At 52.7% G+C, this 14,470-nt stretch carries 12 protein-coding genes and 1 tRNA gene; 5 read left to right on the plus strand and 8 right to left on the minus strand.

Annotation, left to right across the window (positions count from 1 at the left end; all coding sequences use genetic code 11):
• Positions 1–264: 264 nt before the first annotated feature.
• From DES29_RS06865 to DES29_RS06875, 3 genes are all read right to left on the minus strand, one after another.
• Positions 265–1,680 (minus strand): NCS1 family nucleobase:cation symporter-1, encoded by a 1,416-nt coding sequence (locus DES29_RS06865; RefSeq protein WP_005432183.1) that lies wholly within the window; start codon positions 1,678–1,680, stop codon positions 265–267.
• A gap of 273 nt (positions 1,681–1,953) precedes the next feature.
• On the minus strand, positions 1,954–3,309 hold the full coding sequence (gene allB / locus DES29_RS06870) for an allantoinase AllB (RefSeq protein WP_021995019.1): 1,356 nt from the start codon (positions 3,307–3,309) through the stop codon (positions 1,954–1,956).
• Positions 3,310–3,329: 20 nt separating this feature from the next.
• Positions 3,330–4,778: a YfcC family protein gene (locus DES29_RS06875; protein ID WP_005432180.1), complete on the minus strand. Its 1,449-nt coding sequence runs from the start codon at positions 4,776–4,778 to the stop codon at positions 3,330–3,332.
• Positions 4,779–5,346: 568 nt separating this feature from the next.
• On the opposite strand from DES29_RS06875, the gene DES29_RS06880 reads away from it, so the two are divergent.
• The 3 genes from DES29_RS06880 to DES29_RS06890 are packed head-to-tail and all read left to right on the plus strand — an operon-like array spanning position 5,347 to position 7,127.
• The gene (locus DES29_RS06880) at positions 5,347–5,817 is read left to right on the plus strand and encodes a hypothetical protein (RefSeq protein ID WP_113854644.1); all 471 of its coding nucleotides are present in this window, start codon (positions 5,347–5,349) and stop codon (positions 5,815–5,817) included.
• A 29-nt stretch (positions 5,818–5,846) separates the two neighbouring features.
• Entirely contained in the window at positions 5,847–6,431 is a 585-nt protein-coding gene (locus DES29_RS06885) for a nitroreductase family protein (RefSeq protein ID WP_021995021.1), read from the plus strand.
• A 42-nt stretch (positions 6,432–6,473) separates the two neighbouring features.
• A complete protein-coding gene (locus tag DES29_RS06890) occupies positions 6,474–7,127 on the plus strand; it encodes a TorD/DmsD family molecular chaperone (RefSeq protein ID WP_016475096.1) in 654 nt (217 codons plus the stop codon).
• A gap of 79 nt (positions 7,128–7,206) precedes the next feature.
• Here the strand turns inward: DES29_RS06890 and DES29_RS06895 are convergent, their stop codons facing one another.
• Genes DES29_RS06895 through DES29_RS12610 form a run of 3 tightly spaced genes read right to left on the minus strand, consistent with a single transcriptional unit; the run spans position 7,207 to position 10,100 of the window.
• A complete protein-coding gene (locus DES29_RS06895; protein ID WP_021995022.1) occupies positions 7,207–7,842 on the minus strand; it encodes a 4Fe-4S dicluster domain-containing protein in 636 nt (211 codons plus the stop codon).
• Between the two features lie 14 nt (positions 7,843–7,856).
• The gene (locus DES29_RS06900) at positions 7,857–9,803 is read right to left on the minus strand and encodes a molybdopterin-containing oxidoreductase family protein (RefSeq protein WP_269089629.1); all 1,947 of its coding nucleotides are present in this window, start codon (positions 9,801–9,803) and stop codon (positions 7,857–7,859) included.
• Positions 9,804–10,100, minus strand: coding sequence for a hypothetical protein (locus DES29_RS12610; RefSeq protein ID WP_236578877.1), 297 nt, complete (start codon positions 10,098–10,100; stop codon positions 9,804–9,806).
• A 248-nt stretch (positions 10,101–10,348) separates the two neighbouring features.
• On the opposite strand from DES29_RS12610, the gene DES29_RS06905 reads away from it, so the two are divergent.
• Positions 10,349–12,880, plus strand: a complete 2,532-nt coding sequence (locus tag DES29_RS06905) for a DUF748 domain-containing protein (RefSeq protein WP_016475100.1) — start codon at positions 10,349–10,351, stop codon at positions 12,878–12,880.
• Between the two features lie 113 nt (positions 12,881–12,993).
• Here the strand turns inward: DES29_RS06905 and DES29_RS06910 are convergent.
• Both DES29_RS06910 and DES29_RS06915 read right to left on the minus strand, forming a co-directional pair.
• Positions 12,994–13,069: transfer RNA gene (locus tag DES29_RS06910), tRNA-Thr, on the minus strand.
• Positions 13,070–13,170: 101 nt separating this feature from the next.
• Positions 13,171–13,527: a TIGR04076 family protein gene (locus DES29_RS06915; RefSeq protein WP_016475101.1), complete on the minus strand. Its 357-nt coding sequence runs from the start codon at positions 13,525–13,527 to the stop codon at positions 13,171–13,173.
• 29 nt (positions 13,528–13,556) lie between these two features.
• Between DES29_RS06915 and DES29_RS06920 the strand changes: the two genes are divergently transcribed.
• Positions 13,557–14,234 (plus strand): Crp/Fnr family transcriptional regulator, encoded by a 678-nt coding sequence (locus tag DES29_RS06920; protein WP_016475102.1) that lies wholly within the window; start codon positions 13,557–13,559, stop codon positions 14,232–14,234.
• Positions 14,235–14,470: the final 236 nt, after the last annotated feature.

The following is a 14,470-nucleotide window of genomic DNA, read 5'->3' on the forward strand; positions in this document are numbered from 1 at the left end:
TCATTACGTGCCACGGCATTTAAAACAGATAAATAACAAAAATGATATATTTCATATAATTAACGAAATCCAATATTTGTCACATCCAGCAATCAACACAATGTCGTGTCGTCTCAAATCAAATAATAACAAATAGACCGTCTTTGCATGCCAAGTAATACTTATATGAATACATAATGGCAAAAGCCGTATCGAGGCAATCGACACGGCTTTTAATGAGCGTTAATTATTAGATATTAAATTCGCCTTACGCTGTCCCTAAAGTCATCGGCGTGCAATACAAAGATAGATAGCGGCAGCAAGAATTCCACCAATGAAAAATGTAAAGTTCGCCCATCCCGTCCCATTATCCAAAAGCATGACCAAGATACTGGCCGCTCCGGCAGGAAGCAGTGCACCGACGGCCTGCCAATTGACGCCGTGTCGGTACCAATAAAGACTGGTGCTAGATGTGCTGTAAAGATCCGCAACACTTATCTTGCCTCGTTTAACAAGGTAATAGTCGACGATCAAAATGCCGTACACCGGCCCAATCAGTGCAGCCAGAAGATCGACCGTGAGGTGAATAACCTCCGGAGAACTGAACAGATTCCAAGGCAGAATCAGTACGGAGACAATTGAGGCCAGCATGCCTCCTTTGCGCCAGGAGATGTATTTTGGAAAAATATTGGAGATATCAAAAGCTGCCGAAACAAAATTCGCCACGATATTGACGCCGACAGTTGCCACAAGCATCGTGAGCCCCAAAAGGAGAACGGCGGCTTTGTTGTCGAGTCTGCCCATGACAGCGATAGGATCGACAATCAACTCTCCGAAAACAGCACGTGTTCCTGAGATCGTCACAACGGAGATCAAAGAGAAAAAAAGAAAATTGACAGGCAGTCCCCAAAAATTGCCCTTCTTCATGTCCGATATAGTCTTCGCATACCGTGAAAAATCACCAAAATTGAGTGTCGGACCTGCAAAATAAGAAACAACAAGCGCTGCTCCAAGCAACATCGTCCAAGCCGTTTGTGAAACACTCATCTCGGTTTCTGACAGCGTAAAGCTGATGTTCTCCCAACCCGCTCGGCCGACAATGAGAACCATGAGACCAAGCATCGCCAAATATACGATCGGCCCAGCCCAATCCATGAAACGGCGAATGGCCTCCATACGGCATAAAAAAAGCGCCGTTTGCAGAAGCCACATCACGAGAAAACACCCCCACCCTAGAGGTGACAGCCCAAAATAACTGCTCTCATGGTATGAAATAAGACTGGGAAATTCATAAAGCACCACCACCATGAGAGCGGCGCTCGCAAGATAGGTTTGAATACCGTACCAAACAATGGCAATGATGCCGCGAATGAGGGCCGGAATATTGGAACCGAAAACGCCGTAGGTCATTCTGGAAATGACTGGAAACGGAATGGCAAACTTCTGACTCGGCACACCGATGATGTTGGCGAGCACCAAAATAATCAAGATGCCGGCAATCAGCGAGATAAAAACCTGCCATCCGGCAAGGCCGAGCGAAAAGAGCGTGCCAGCGAAGATATACCCGCCCGCACTGTGCACATCTGACATCCAGAAAGCGAAGATGTTGTACCAACTCCAGGTTTGTTGGGAGGGAATGAGATCCTTATTGGCAAGGATGCTTTGAGGGATGTCTGCAGCCATATCAATTTTGTCTTTCATCTTATTTCTCGCCCTTCGAGACGCTTCTCCATTCCTCCTCTATTTTCAAAAGACAAGTCATTTAGGTCATTGGCTACCGACGTCAAAAAATAATCATTACGTGCCAATATTAGACTTTTTATGTAATATTTAAAAATTCATATATACCAATGAATTTCTCATGTATTAGTTATACATAACAACCGATTCGGCAAACAAATGACGTGTATTAACAAGAAAAAAGGACACCCAGAAACTTCTAGGCATCCTTTTTTTGATAGAGATTCTCGCCACTTATCCGATCTGCATTCTTCTTCCGATCGGTCGGGCTGACGGTCCATTTTGGAGGGACCACACCTCTTCACCGCGCACTAAGGTACGCACAATGCGGCAACCGATTTTGCGCCCCTCATAGGCTGAGAATTTATTTTTGTAAAGCAGATGATCTGCTGTCAGCACATAAGCCTGCGAGGGATCAATGAAGGTTAAGTCTGCATCCATTCCCAAGGCAATTTCTCCCTTGCCTTTCAAACGGAATCGCCTGGCTGCATTGGAAGCGAGCGCGCGGGCAAGCACCACAGGGCTGATGCCGCGCTTGAGCACTGCCTCATCAAACATCGCATCAACACAATTCTGACATCCGCTGATGCCGCCCCAGGCATCGAATGCATTGGGTGAAGCCTTCAGGTCAAAAGTACATGGAGAGTGATCGGAAACGAGCATCTCAATGCGCCCGTCGCCGAGCAGCTCCCACATGCGTCGCTGATGGGCACGATCCCGAATGGGTGGAGAGCACTTTGCCTTCGGTCCGATGGCATCGAGGTCTTCAGTGGCCAACAAAAAGTAATGCGGACAAGACTCAAAACTCGCATCCACGCCGCGAGCCTTTGCCCGTTCAACCTCCTCAATGGCTTCCGGACAGGAACAATGCGCAATATGTATGCGGCAGCCTGCAGCTTCAGCAATCATCAGTACGCGGTGCACAGCCTCCACTTCGGTAAAAATCGGGCGGGATGCCACATAAGCAGAAAGTGACGTTTCGCCCGCGGAGCGAGCTTCGGCGCCAAGTCCATCCGTGATGGTCGCATTCTCACAGTGCACGATCAGCAGACCATCCTTTTTCGCAATTTCACGGGCCCCACGGAAAAGCTCAAAGTCGGTGACATTTTTAAAGTCACCCGGCTTACCGGAGCCGCATGTCGCAACGAAGGCCTTGAACGCCGCAACCCCTGCATCCGCGAGCGGTGCCAAATCCTTGAGATTCCAAGGAACGAGCCCTCCCATCGGCGCATAATCGACCCAACATTGCCCTTCGGCCGCCTTGAGTTTGATCTCCAGACTTGGAACATCCGTCGTGCAAGGGATCTGATTCAGCGGCATTTCTGCAAATGAAGTAATTCCGCCGGCAGCCATTGCCTGTGTACCAGTACGATAGCCTTCCCATTCAGTGCGGCCGGGTTCAGAAAGATGCATGTGCACATCAACCATCCCCGGCAACACATACTGTCCGAGCGCGTTAATTTCACGTGCAGCCCGTTCGTCGATCGTTGGTGCCATGGCTGCAATGACGCCGTTTTTCACGGCGATATCCACCATTTCTACCGCATCAGGAAGGACTGCCATTCCTTTTTTGATAATCAAATCAAACATGCTTGCGATCCTCTCTCAGATCAGAAATTGAGATTGAACTGCTGCTGCAGATAGAGCGCAGCACAACATACGGCACCGAGCACCAACATGAGCGGCGTATAGAACCGCAGCCACTTTGTATATTCGACTTTAGCGATCACAAGAGTCGCGACAAAAAAGCCCGAAGTGGGAAAGAAGATGTCTGTAAGCTGCCCGCCCCAGGCATTCGCCGAAACAATGGCTTGCTGAGAAACATCCAGCAGAGAGCCAAGCGGCGAAAGGATTGGCATCGTCAGAATCGTGAGTGCCGTGGCGCCTGGAATCAAGGCGTTGAAGATGGCCTGTTCCCAAAAAATAGCGATTGCAGAAAGCGCCGGCGGCGTTGTGGCCAAAAGCTGCTCGAGCCAATAAACAATCGTGTCGGTAATAACGCCCTTATCCATAACCACAGCAATGGCAGAGGCTACGCCGCACAGAAGAGCACCGACCATCAAATCCCGCATGCCCGCATTTATGTCATCGCAAATCTCCTGAGCAGTCTTGCCGGCAATGATGGCTGCGATGATACCGATCGTGAGAAAAAGGCCGCCGATCGCCTCAAAGCCAAGATTCATTGACAAAATCAAATAGACTGCGAAGGGAAACATGATGAGGCAGGAGATGCCCGCCCACGTCTGTCTTGACGTGAAGACAAGCTCTCGATTCCCCGATTTTTCACCTTCTTCAGCTGCAAGCTTTTCTTTAACTTCGATATCCGTGTCGTAGGTAAGAGACTTCTGTGGATCCTTCTTGACACGTGCCGCATAAACCATCACATAGACGATGGAAATCAAAATCACTACAGCCAGTACAACAGCGCGCAGGCCGGAACCAGAAAACATCGTCACTTGAGCAATTTGCTGCCCCATGCCGACGGAGCCGGGAATCGTAATGCCGAAGGTAAAGCCCATACACGGAGAAAGCAAAGCAACGGCAGTTGCAGTCATTCCGTCGTAGCCGAGTCTATAAAAGAGCGGCAGAAAAACCGGCAGATATGCGAGCGAAAGTTCCGGCACACCAATAAAAGCAGCAAGGAGTGAAAGAACCAACATCAAAACCGGGGCAACGAGGAATTCAGATTGCCCGACAGCCCGTGAAAGGCGCTGCACGCCGAGGTCAATCAGCCCTGCACGTTTGATGAGCCCCATGCAGGCTCCGACCATAAAAGTCAAAACGACAATACCGGCAGCACGTTCAAAGCCATATGGAATAGCCGTGATGATCTCAAGCCATCCGGCTGGATGTGGTTCAACCGCATGGTATGTATTGGCGACTACCAGATTTTGAACACCGTGAACGGTCTCAACTACATGGCGGTCATACTGCCCAGAAGGCACGATGTACGTAAGTACGGCCATCAAGAGTATGAAGATCCCGAGAATGATGTAAATATCGGGCATCTTGAAGTTTTTTTTCTTCTGTGCTGACTGCGGGAGATCCTGCTTGGGCATTTTGCGATCCTTGAGAGTGGGATGCTCTGCTCGAGGAGTTGGACAGTGTCTCTTGGCGCCTAGAGAGGTCCGTGCGGAGCAAATTGAAATTCGTTTGCAAAGTTCCAGAACCGACATTCAATTGGTTCTTGCAGCTTTTTCTATCTGAAATATAGGTTGGACTCCCTAGATTCATCGATGCCCGTTGGCGTCAACGTATTGTCTTTAGGCGCCATAAATGCCGGTTCGATTGAAAAGGCTGCGGCGGTTAGAAAGCGCGTTGCTTAAGTCCCTGAATGCAATCACATCAAATCGATCGAATAATCCGAGGTTGGCTCAGCCAGTGACGCTGGGAGCTTTGTAATTGACGCTTAATGACACCCGTTCGACCGCCTTGCCGATGACAATGAACCTGAAGGTTCTCTCACCCAGACCAGATGAAGCTGCTATGAAGTCATCCTCGCCTTTTCTTGCTATTTGTCTGGCAGCGACACCCCAACGCAGCCAAGAAGCTATAACGATATTCGAAGGCCTTACTGGGATATGTCGGCCGTCAATCAACTTCACCGGACAAACGGCAGGCCGTTTTGTGGCACCAGAGTCCTGCAGTGATGAGGTCGCCGTTGTGCTCCTGATCAATGCCGCTGCAGGAACCGCGCCTTTTGTACGAAACCTGCCGATCTTGGTGCTGCAATTTGAACCTGAAGTGAGTACGGGCACAGAACTTCAAGGCAAAGTGCTCTGCCATTCAAAATGGGATTCGTCAATGTGCGGTCTATGTCTTGAGGATGCTTCGCATCTTGAAGGACTGCCCGTCAAGCTGAGCGAAAACCTGCCCACCCGGCAAGCCTGTCCCTGGGGTGACGATGTTGCCCCAACACCTCCGGCCTCGGCAGCCTACCTGATGCTTTCCGGCGGCTGTATTCATACCCGAACGCAGACTGCCCAACGAATCCTGCGGCGTGCGGCATCCATTATGTTGAGGCGGCTTGACGCAGTCCGTGAACGGCTAGCCGAAAGCTCTGCCCTGGAATCCCTCCTTACCGCCCGAAACTCTTAATTCCGTCCTGCATTATTTTGGAGAAAACCATGGTGAAATCCATCTCGCTTCCCGCTCCAGCCATACTGTCCGCTCCACTTAAAGATGCGCTGTCTCAGCGCCGTACCAATCGTGAATGTTCAAGCGAAGCGCTGACAGATGCTGAACTCGCCGCGCTCCTTTGGGCCTCTGCCGGCATCACCGCCGATGATGGCCGACGAACAACGCCTTCTACGCTCGATTTGCGCGCCGTCTCTCCCTATGTACTGCGTAAGGACGGTGTGTGGCGCTGGGATGCCGCCCAAAATGAACTCGAACAGCTTGCCTCTGAAGATGTTCGCAAGGTATCGACTGCATATCAATTTGAGTACGTCGAAAAGGCACCGGTAACGATTGCTTTCGTCGTCGACACTGAGCGCGCGAAGACCGCTCGTCCGACGGGACCATATGTGGACGCAGGCACAATGGGGCAAAGCTGCTATCTTGCCGCCGCATCACTTGGACTCGCAGGCTGCATCCGGGCGTCTTTTGACCATGATGAACTGCGCAAGGCCATGAACCTTGACGAACGTTTTGAGCCCATTGTGCTTTTCACCTGTGGCCGACCGCTCTCATTTAATAGCAACAGCAGATAAAAGCTTCTGTCATCAGAGCAACAGCCAAAAGAGGTCAGGAGTATGTTGGTTCGCGATAATAACGGTCGTCATTACCCTCTGTCGTTTTACGCACCAATGTCTCTTCACAGCTTTCCTTCAGACAACGAAGCGGCCTACATCCGCCTCTACCCAGTGCTCGATGCACTTTCACTCTTATTTCTGCAGCCTGAAAATTTGGGTGCCTCCGACGCACTCGTCGACGCAGGCGACGCGCTTCTGGATGAGGAAGGCATTTCTGCTGAGACCCGGGAACGGATCGGTGCGGTTGTTCCGCCTCAGGACATCGAAATCGCTCAAGCCTATGCCCGACTCTTTCTGGGCTCCGGCGCCAAGACAATCCCGCTGTGCGAAAGTGTTTGGACGAGTCCGCAGCATCTTCTTTGCCAGGGCTCGGAATTGGAGTGCCGCAAGGCTTACGCCGATGCAGGACTTGAGCTCACAAGCGGACCGGTCGTCCCTGAAGACCATCTCGGACTGATGCTCGCCTTTCTTGCCGTCACAGCAATGCGTGCAGAAGCCCCGAAAGGGCTCGAATTCTATGCAGAACATCCGGCAAAGTTCGTACCGAACCTTGTAGAGGCCATTTATGCAATGGGGGACTCGGCCGGTCCTTACCTCGGCATCGCCGCCATGCTGATGGGCATTCACGAACTGCTGACGCCAAAGAGCGCCTGACCGCTTCGCCGCCATCTAATATTCAACGCCCGCAAATTCAGACGATTTGCGGGCGCAGATTTTTCAAACCCAAAAAACTTTAGACGCGGGGAGACATTGCTGCCGCATCCAAATGCCGTCCGACATAGCGGATTTTGGGCTCGGTGCCGGCCGCAGCGTTCATGGGCTTAGCCGCAGCAATCAACTTCTCCGCTTCCGGTGTGGGCGCATCAAAATCTACCCAGGTTATGGCCCCGATGCCGCAGGCCTCCACGCAGGCAGGCGGACGGCCTTGACTCGTGCGATGCGTGCAGAGCGTGCAGTGTTCTGCACGGCCAGCAGCGTGCCTTTGCCAAGGCTCGAGTTCGCGGATAGCAAGCGGCGTTTTGCCGCCGAAGTAATTGGTTTCACCAGACGCATTGAATTTCGGAGCGCCGTACGGGCAGGCGCGTTCGCACATCCGGCAGCCAATGCACTTTTTCTGATCTACCAGAACTTCACCCGCAGGGCCGCGGTGAATAGCCTTGACCGGACAAACCGGCATACAGGCGGGCTTGTCGCAGTGCATGCAGCTCACGCGGAACCAATTGATGAAGTTGGCCGCAATATTTTCAAAGCGCTCCACGCGTTCGTAGAAAATGCCAGGAGCAACTTGATTTTCTTCCTTGCAGGCGATCGCACAGGCATGGCAGCCGACGCATTTGTCGACATTGACGATGATTCCGAATCTTGACATGGCGATTTCCTCCCTTAAGCGCTCTTTTTTTCTTCATCGGCCTTTACGACCTCAATGCACACATCGTTGCAGCACGGATAACCGGAGATCGGATCCCAGTTCTTGCGAGGAATCATCACCTGCGTTTCCTGATCGCCTCTCCAGCCATACTGAGCGTCAACCATGCCGGGCTGGCAGAGAATCGTCACACGCACCCGGGCGCGCACCTTCGTGGCAGCGTAGGGAGAAATCATCCAAACACGATCACCTTCCTTGAGACCGCGGTCCTGAGCATCCTTGGGATGCATATTGATGACGGATTCGGGTTCCAATTCGAGCAGATACGGCTGATCGCCTCGGGTTTTTGAATGCGTAATATACGGGCGGCGCGTACCGTTAATGAGCTTGAGCGGATAATCCTTCGTCGGTTTGGGCGGCTCAACATAAACGGGGAGCCCCGGCTGACCGTGCTTAGCCTGAATGCTCGAGAAAAACTCAATTTTGCCCGACGGCGTCCGGAAGCCCGGTTTGTCGTCAAATCGCAGCAGTCCCTTCGCAAACTTTTCTTTTTGCGGCGCAGGGAACCACTCGCAGACATTGACATTTGGAAGCATCGCCTGACGTTCCGCGTAGCTCGTGCCCCAGTCGTTAAGCATCGAGTCGCACGCTTTCACCGGGTCGCCGCCGAAGAAACGGTCGCTGTCGCCCGTTACGGCCGCGCCGATGGTCAAGGCAATCTTCCAGTCTTCCCAGCATTCGCCAAGCGGCTTCACTGGTTTACGAGCACTTACTTTGCGGCCGTGCACACCGAAGGGTGCATACCGTTCGTAATTCATGGCCGCCGGCAGCACCAGATCCATGTCATGGTGCGTTTCATCTCGATAAAAGTAATCGGTTGCAAATGAGAAATCGAGATTCCGCACGGCTTCCTGATATTCGGCAGGATCAGGCCAAATCAGGAGGTTTGCACCGAAGCCTGCGAACGCCTTGATGCGGCCCGCTTTGACCATTTCTGGAAGGGCATTCGGGCTGCAGAGCACCTGCATTTCATTCCAGATGGGCGCAAACTCACGGTCAATGCGCTTAGCCTTTTGTTCGGGCTGATTAAACCACTGCTGGTCAATGAAGGTCCTGGTGTAACCCTCATCCCAGCGAATATAGTCTTTGGGCCAGTCATCAAACGAAGAGCCCCCGACATTATCAACGTTGCCCGTCAACGCCATTAAAAGGGAATAGGCGCGAACATTGTTGCAGCCGTTATGCTGATGCGGAATGGACTGGCCAGGGAGCATCATCGCCGACGGACCGTCGGCAAACATGCGTGCAGCCGCGATCACATCCTCGGCCTTGACCCCGGTTTCCTTCTCTACATAATCGGGCGTGAACTTTTCAGCATACTGCACCAATTCTTCGTAGCCCGTGCACCACTGGTCGATGAAGGGCTGGTTGACAAGTCCCTCCTTCACCAGCACGCGGATCATCCCCCAAGCCAATGCGCCGTCCGTGCCGGGCTTAGGCTGCAGATGGATATCCGCCTGTTCAGCCACCTTCGTGCGGCGAATGTCGGACACGATCAGCTTAATGCCGCGCGCCTTCTGTGCGAGCAAATTGCGGAAGAACCCATGCGGACTCGCCCATGAGCCGTTCTTCCCGACGATCATCACACATTTGGTCTTGGGGCTCGGACCACCGGCGATTTCCTGACCGTAAGAGAGCTCTTCAGCATGCACATACGCCAAATTGCAAGCGACGGATGATTCACATCCGTAGTTGGGACTCTCAAAGTAGCGCGCCAGCCGCATCACCGGAGGACGCGGCTCCTTCGGGTCACCGCAGTAAAAGAGCACACGGTCTGCTCCGTACTTTGCCTTGACCGCATTGAGGTTGGCGGCAATCATTTTGATCGCCTCATCCCAGCCGATGCGAACCCAGCCCGGATCGTCAGATCCTTTGGGATTCGTGCGCTTTAAGGGATAAAGCAGTCAATTCGGGTTGTAGAGCCGCTGCAGCGTAGCGATGCCTTTTGAGCAAAGGAAGTGATTGGGATGCTCCTTCCAATTCTCAATGTGGATCACCGTATTGCCTTTGGCATGAAAAGTGATGCCGCACATCGGCATGTGATTGCAGCTGTCGCAGATCGTATAACCTGTCCATTCGCTGTCCCCCGAATGTGCCTGGGTCTCGGCGGCCAGTGTCGGGGCTGTATGCATAAATAATGAAGCGGCAAAACCTGCGCCGGTTCCTTTGAGGACGGCGCGCCTTGAGACGGAAATTGTCATTTTATGTCTCCCGCATCCTTTTGATTTTGTTATGCTCTGAGGACGCTTTCTTTTTTGAACTGGTATACCTTCATACTAAGAAACCCATCCATGCCCGTCATTGGTGAAATCTTTACCAATAACGGAAACCCCTACGGGTATTGCGAATGACTTTCATTTAACGAACGGTTGCCGTTTTTCTGCCGAAGTCGGCAGATAATGAAAAGATCTGGCAAGTGTTCTCGAGCCGCTCTGGGAGAGATGAATTCATGGCAAAAGTTCTAACGTTTACCGCCTGCGCCGCTGCTGTGGGCGTGGCACTTTACGCTGCGGCGGGTTATGTCGGCGTCCCTTACGCCGTGCGTACGGTCATTGAAAAGAATGTGTCTGAGCTGCTCAACCGCACTGTCACGCTCGATGACGTGCGATTCAACCCCTGGACCTGGGTATTTGAACTCAGAGGGCTCACCATTCCTGAAGAAGGCTCGGATCCGCTGCTGTCGCTCGGGCTGCTGCGCATTGACGCATCCTCACAGACGCTTTTCAAGCTCGCCCCCGTACTCGACGAAATCACGATTGACGGCCTCAAGGTCAATGCCGTCGTCAATGAAAAAAATCGCCGAGAACTTGAGAAACTCCTCGGCGGAAATGACGCCGACAAGGCAACTCAAACAGCTGCGAAATCCGCAGATTCATCTGACGCCGGTCTTCCTCAGTTCGCGCTCTACAACATCACCGTTGCGAACAGCTCTCTGCGCTACCAAGACAAATCACAGGGCATTGATGAGTCACTCACTGACTTATCGGTGAAACTTCCCTTCGTTTCGACGATGGAGAGCGCTCGCGAAAGTTTGGTGACGCCGGCGCTCTCACTAAAACTCAACGGCTCCGCCATTGAAGCCACTGGCACGACCAAACCCTTTGGAAAGAGTCTCGAGGCTCAGCTCAACCTCAAGGTGCAGCGACTTGACGCTGCACGTCTGGCCCGAATTCTTCCGCAGCTGCGAACCCGTGAACTCACTGTAGCCGGTGCAGATCTGTCGAGCGACATCAACTTCATCTTCCGCAATCCTACCGGCGGGCAGCCTGCCAAGATGCTGCTTTCGGGCACTACTTCGCTCGACAACGTCTCAATTACGCAGGACGGGAAAGCGATCATCACGCTTCCCAAAGCCTCAGTCACGCTCAAAGAAATTGATCTCACCGCACAAAAGGCCGTCGTGCAGAATATCATTGCCACCGGGCTCACGATCAATGCCTCACAGAGCAAGACCGGCATCAATTTGCTTCGTGCGGTTGACAGTGCCGCCGGAGCAGCTTCTTCCCAAGCTAATACCGCAGCCGCAGCGCCGAAGGATGCAGGCGGAAATACCGGCTCTTCTGCCTGGAATTGGGCCGTCGCCTCCGCCTCGCTTCGTGACGGCGCACTGAATTGGCACGACTCCACCGTCTCGCCCGCTGCGGCTGTTTCCGTGAAGAACATTGATGCTTCCGTGAAGAATCTTTCCTCGGCTGCCGGCGAAAAGAGTTCCTTTAATCTCTCGCTCGAGACTTTAGGCGGCAAGCTGTCCGCCGCAGGCACGGCGACGATCGCACCGCTATCGGTTGAGGCGACTGCCAAGGGTTCGAACCTTTCGCCCGCCGCAGCTGCGCCCTATCTGAAGGCATTCCTCAAACCCAGCCTCACGCTCACTGCCGGTTTTGACCTCACAGGGGCTTACGACGGCAAAGATGCTAAGGCCTCTGGTACGGTCAATGTGGCGAATTTTGCTTTGAAAGAAGGCAAGACCACCCTCGCCTCCGTCAAGTCTGCTGCTGTCAAGCTGAGCGAATTTTCTACTGCTTCCCGTACGGCAAAAGTCGAGAGCATTGCCGTCGTACAGCCCACGGCCTACGCCGTAATGACAAAGTCCGGTCTTAACCTGTCTCAGCTCACCGTTGAAACCAAGCCGAGCACTGCAAAGAAGACGTCTAAGGAGGAAACCGCGAAGACAAATTCCGCCGAACCTGCCTGGAATTGGTCTCTTGGTCAAGCCACAGTGACAAACGGCTCTCTGAAGTACCGCGATGAATCCATTTCACCGGCGGCTTCCGTCGAGATTCCCAAAATCAATGCCGCCCTCAAAAACGTCTCTTCAAAGTCTGGCACCAAGAGCTCTGTTGACTTCTCAGCAGACCTAGGCGGAGGCTCGCTCACCGCTGCCGGCAACTTCGTTCTCGCACCACTCTCTGCAGATATTGGCGTGAAGGGAGCAAATATTGGCTTGAAGTCCTTTTCCAATTTGATGCAGGGTTACGCCGGACTTGGCGCCAAGTCGGGAACGCTGGAGGCCGATGGCCGTGCGACCGTTCGGACGCAAAAGGAACAGAATGTTTTCGGCTGGAAGGGCAATGCGTCCCTTGCTTCGCTTGACCTTACCAACGCCAAAGGCACGAGTCTCATGAGCTGGACCAAGGCCGCACTGACAGGCATGGATGTCGAAACGACGGATCCTATTAAGCTGATCATTGCTAAGGCTGAAATTGACCAACCCGCAGAAAAGCAGACAAAAGTTCTCAAAGAAGCGGCTGGAGTGGCCTCACTCATCTCCTCCCTCATGGGTAAAGACAAGACTGCTCAAAAGATTCAGAAGTACTCAGATAAGGTGCCTACCAAGATTTCACTGCAGAACATTCGCTATGAAAACGGCAAACTCTCTGCCGCAGGCATCTCTTCTGCCTCCATTGAAGGCTTGATCCTGCAGAAGCTCTCTGACGCAATGGGTGAAAAACTGGGCGGTTCAACCACCTCAGCTAAGTAATCCTGAAGCGGTTCGCCGGCCTATATCAAGCCCGCGGACCGCAACCGCACAAAACGGATATCAATATGAATAAAGCCCAGAAGATCTCAATCTTCTGGGCTTTTGAATACCTGTGGTGCCGGAGAAGAGATTCGAACTCCCGACCTTCGCATTACGAATGCGCTGCTCTACCAGCTGAGCTACACCGGCGCCATCTGTCTCTTCACACTTGCACAAGAACTGCGGACTGCAAAGAGGAGACGAAGTATGCCCGAGGATTATCTTTTTAGCAAGTCAGAAACATAGACTACTCAGCTATGACTATGGAGAACCGGCTCGTAGTCGAGCTTTGACGGAATGTCCGTTGCTTCAAGTTTCATGATGACCGGCCGCAGGCCATCATTGCAAGAAACGATGGCGACACCGGGCTCGCGAATCCAGTCGCCGAAATAAAAAAGATCCTTTCCGCTGCCGTGCGCAAGTGCAAATACATACTGATAAATCGCCTTCCAAGCTTCATCACAGAAACCGTCCGGTTTCGCATAGTCTGCATAAAAGACTTGCCCGCGCTTCATCATCGGACAGGGACCCAAGCCTGCTGCGCCGTATTCGCGGGCCAGTTCAGAATCAAAGGTTGTTTTCAAAATCGTTATTCTCACTTTATGCATTTTCAGCCTCCTCAAAATCATCGTGGGTCATGCTTCAGCCGCGCTATCTCTTCACTCAAGATTTCTCCGTGTTTCGCACAGCACTCCTTTCATTGCCGCACCGTGTGCGCCGATTTGAACGCGGCGAAAGTCTCTGGGCTGCGGGGACACCTTTTGAGAAAATTTTCTTCTTTGACGCCGGACTCGCGCGTACCTCGATCATCAGTGTCTCCGGCAGCAACCGTGTGATTGCGTGGCAGGGCCCCGGAACAATGTTTCCGGTCATTCACCGCAATCGATTTGAAATTGAAACTCGTCACCTCACAGAAGCAGTGACTGCAGTTGCTGCGCTTGAATTCTCTGCGGTCGATATTGAAGCGTATCTGCGCGGTTCTGCTGACTTTGCATTGGCAACCATCGATTGGTATGCCAAATTCGTCAATCTGCTGCTCTACTCTGCGGCCGACGTTTCAACTTCGCCAAACACGCTGACAGCGCTCGCCTCAACGCTCCTGCTGCTTTTTAGGAATGAAGCCGGCGCCGTCATGGCTACCAACAACCTTCTGAAAATCACTCAGTCGGAACTCGCTGCCTTACTCGGCGTCGACCGAGCGAGTCTCGTGCGTGCCTTAAGCGCCTTACGCAAGAAAGGCGCTGTTGCAACACTGCGCGGTGCTATCAAACTTCTCAGCCCAGAAATACTGCAGCAGGCTGCTGCCCGCTCTTAATCCATCATGTATTGAGCAATATTTTCTGGGTTCCGCACGTTTCCAGTCCGGCGCAATTGCGCCGGAGCGCGGAAAAATTTCTGCCGCAGCGGCTGTCCGTCAGGGAGGCGCAATCGGGTAGAGAGCGGGTTTGCACCTCGCTCCCTCCCACACCACCGGACGTGCCGTTCGGCATCCGGCGGTTTCTAAAGTTAGGTTGTGGATTCAGTGGTCAGGCCTTTGACAAGAGACTGTAA

Source organism: Sutterella wadsworthensis, from assembly GCF_003315195.1.
GTDB classification, from domain to species: domain Bacteria; phylum Pseudomonadota; class Gammaproteobacteria; order Burkholderiales; family Burkholderiaceae_F; genus Sutterella; species Sutterella wadsworthensis.

What these genes read in the sequence shown, in the direction of transcription:
- DES29_RS06865 (WP_005432183.1), bottom strand. Translation starts at nt 1,680, where the DNA reads ATGAAAGACAAAATTGATATGGCTGCAGACATCCCTCAAAGCATCCTT.
- DES29_RS06885 (WP_021995021.1), top strand. Translation starts at nt 5,847, where the DNA reads ATGGTGAAATCCATCTCGCTTCCCGCTCCAGCCATACTGTCCGCTCCA.
- DES29_RS06895 (WP_021995022.1), bottom strand. Translation starts at nt 7,842, where the DNA reads ATGTCAAGATTCGGAATCATCGTCAATGTCGACAAATGCGTCGGCTGC.
- allB (WP_021995019.1), bottom strand. Translation starts at nt 3,309, where the DNA reads ATGTTTGATTTGATTATCAAAAAAGGAATGGCAGTCCTTCCTGATGCG.
- DES29_RS06915 (WP_016475101.1), bottom strand. Translation starts at nt 13,527, where the DNA reads ATGCATAAAGTGAGAATAACGATTTTGAAAACAACCTTTGATTCTGAA.
- DES29_RS12610 (WP_236578877.1), bottom strand. Translation starts at nt 10,100, where the DNA reads ATGACAATTTCCGTCTCAAGGCGCGCCGTCCTCAAAGGAACCGGCGCA.
- DES29_RS06890 (WP_016475096.1), top strand. Translation starts at nt 6,474, where the DNA reads ATGTTGGTTCGCGATAATAACGGTCGTCATTACCCTCTGTCGTTTTAC.
- DES29_RS06875 (WP_005432180.1), bottom strand. Translation starts at nt 4,778, where the DNA reads ATGCCCAAGCAGGATCTCCCGCAGTCAGCACAGAAGAAAAAAAACTTC.
- DES29_RS06920 (WP_016475102.1), top strand. Translation starts at nt 13,557, where the DNA reads ATGCTTCAGCCGCGCTATCTCTTCACTCAAGATTTCTCCGTGTTTCGC.
- DES29_RS06905 (WP_016475100.1), top strand. Translation starts at nt 10,349, where the DNA reads ATGGCAAAAGTTCTAACGTTTACCGCCTGCGCCGCTGCTGTGGGCGTG.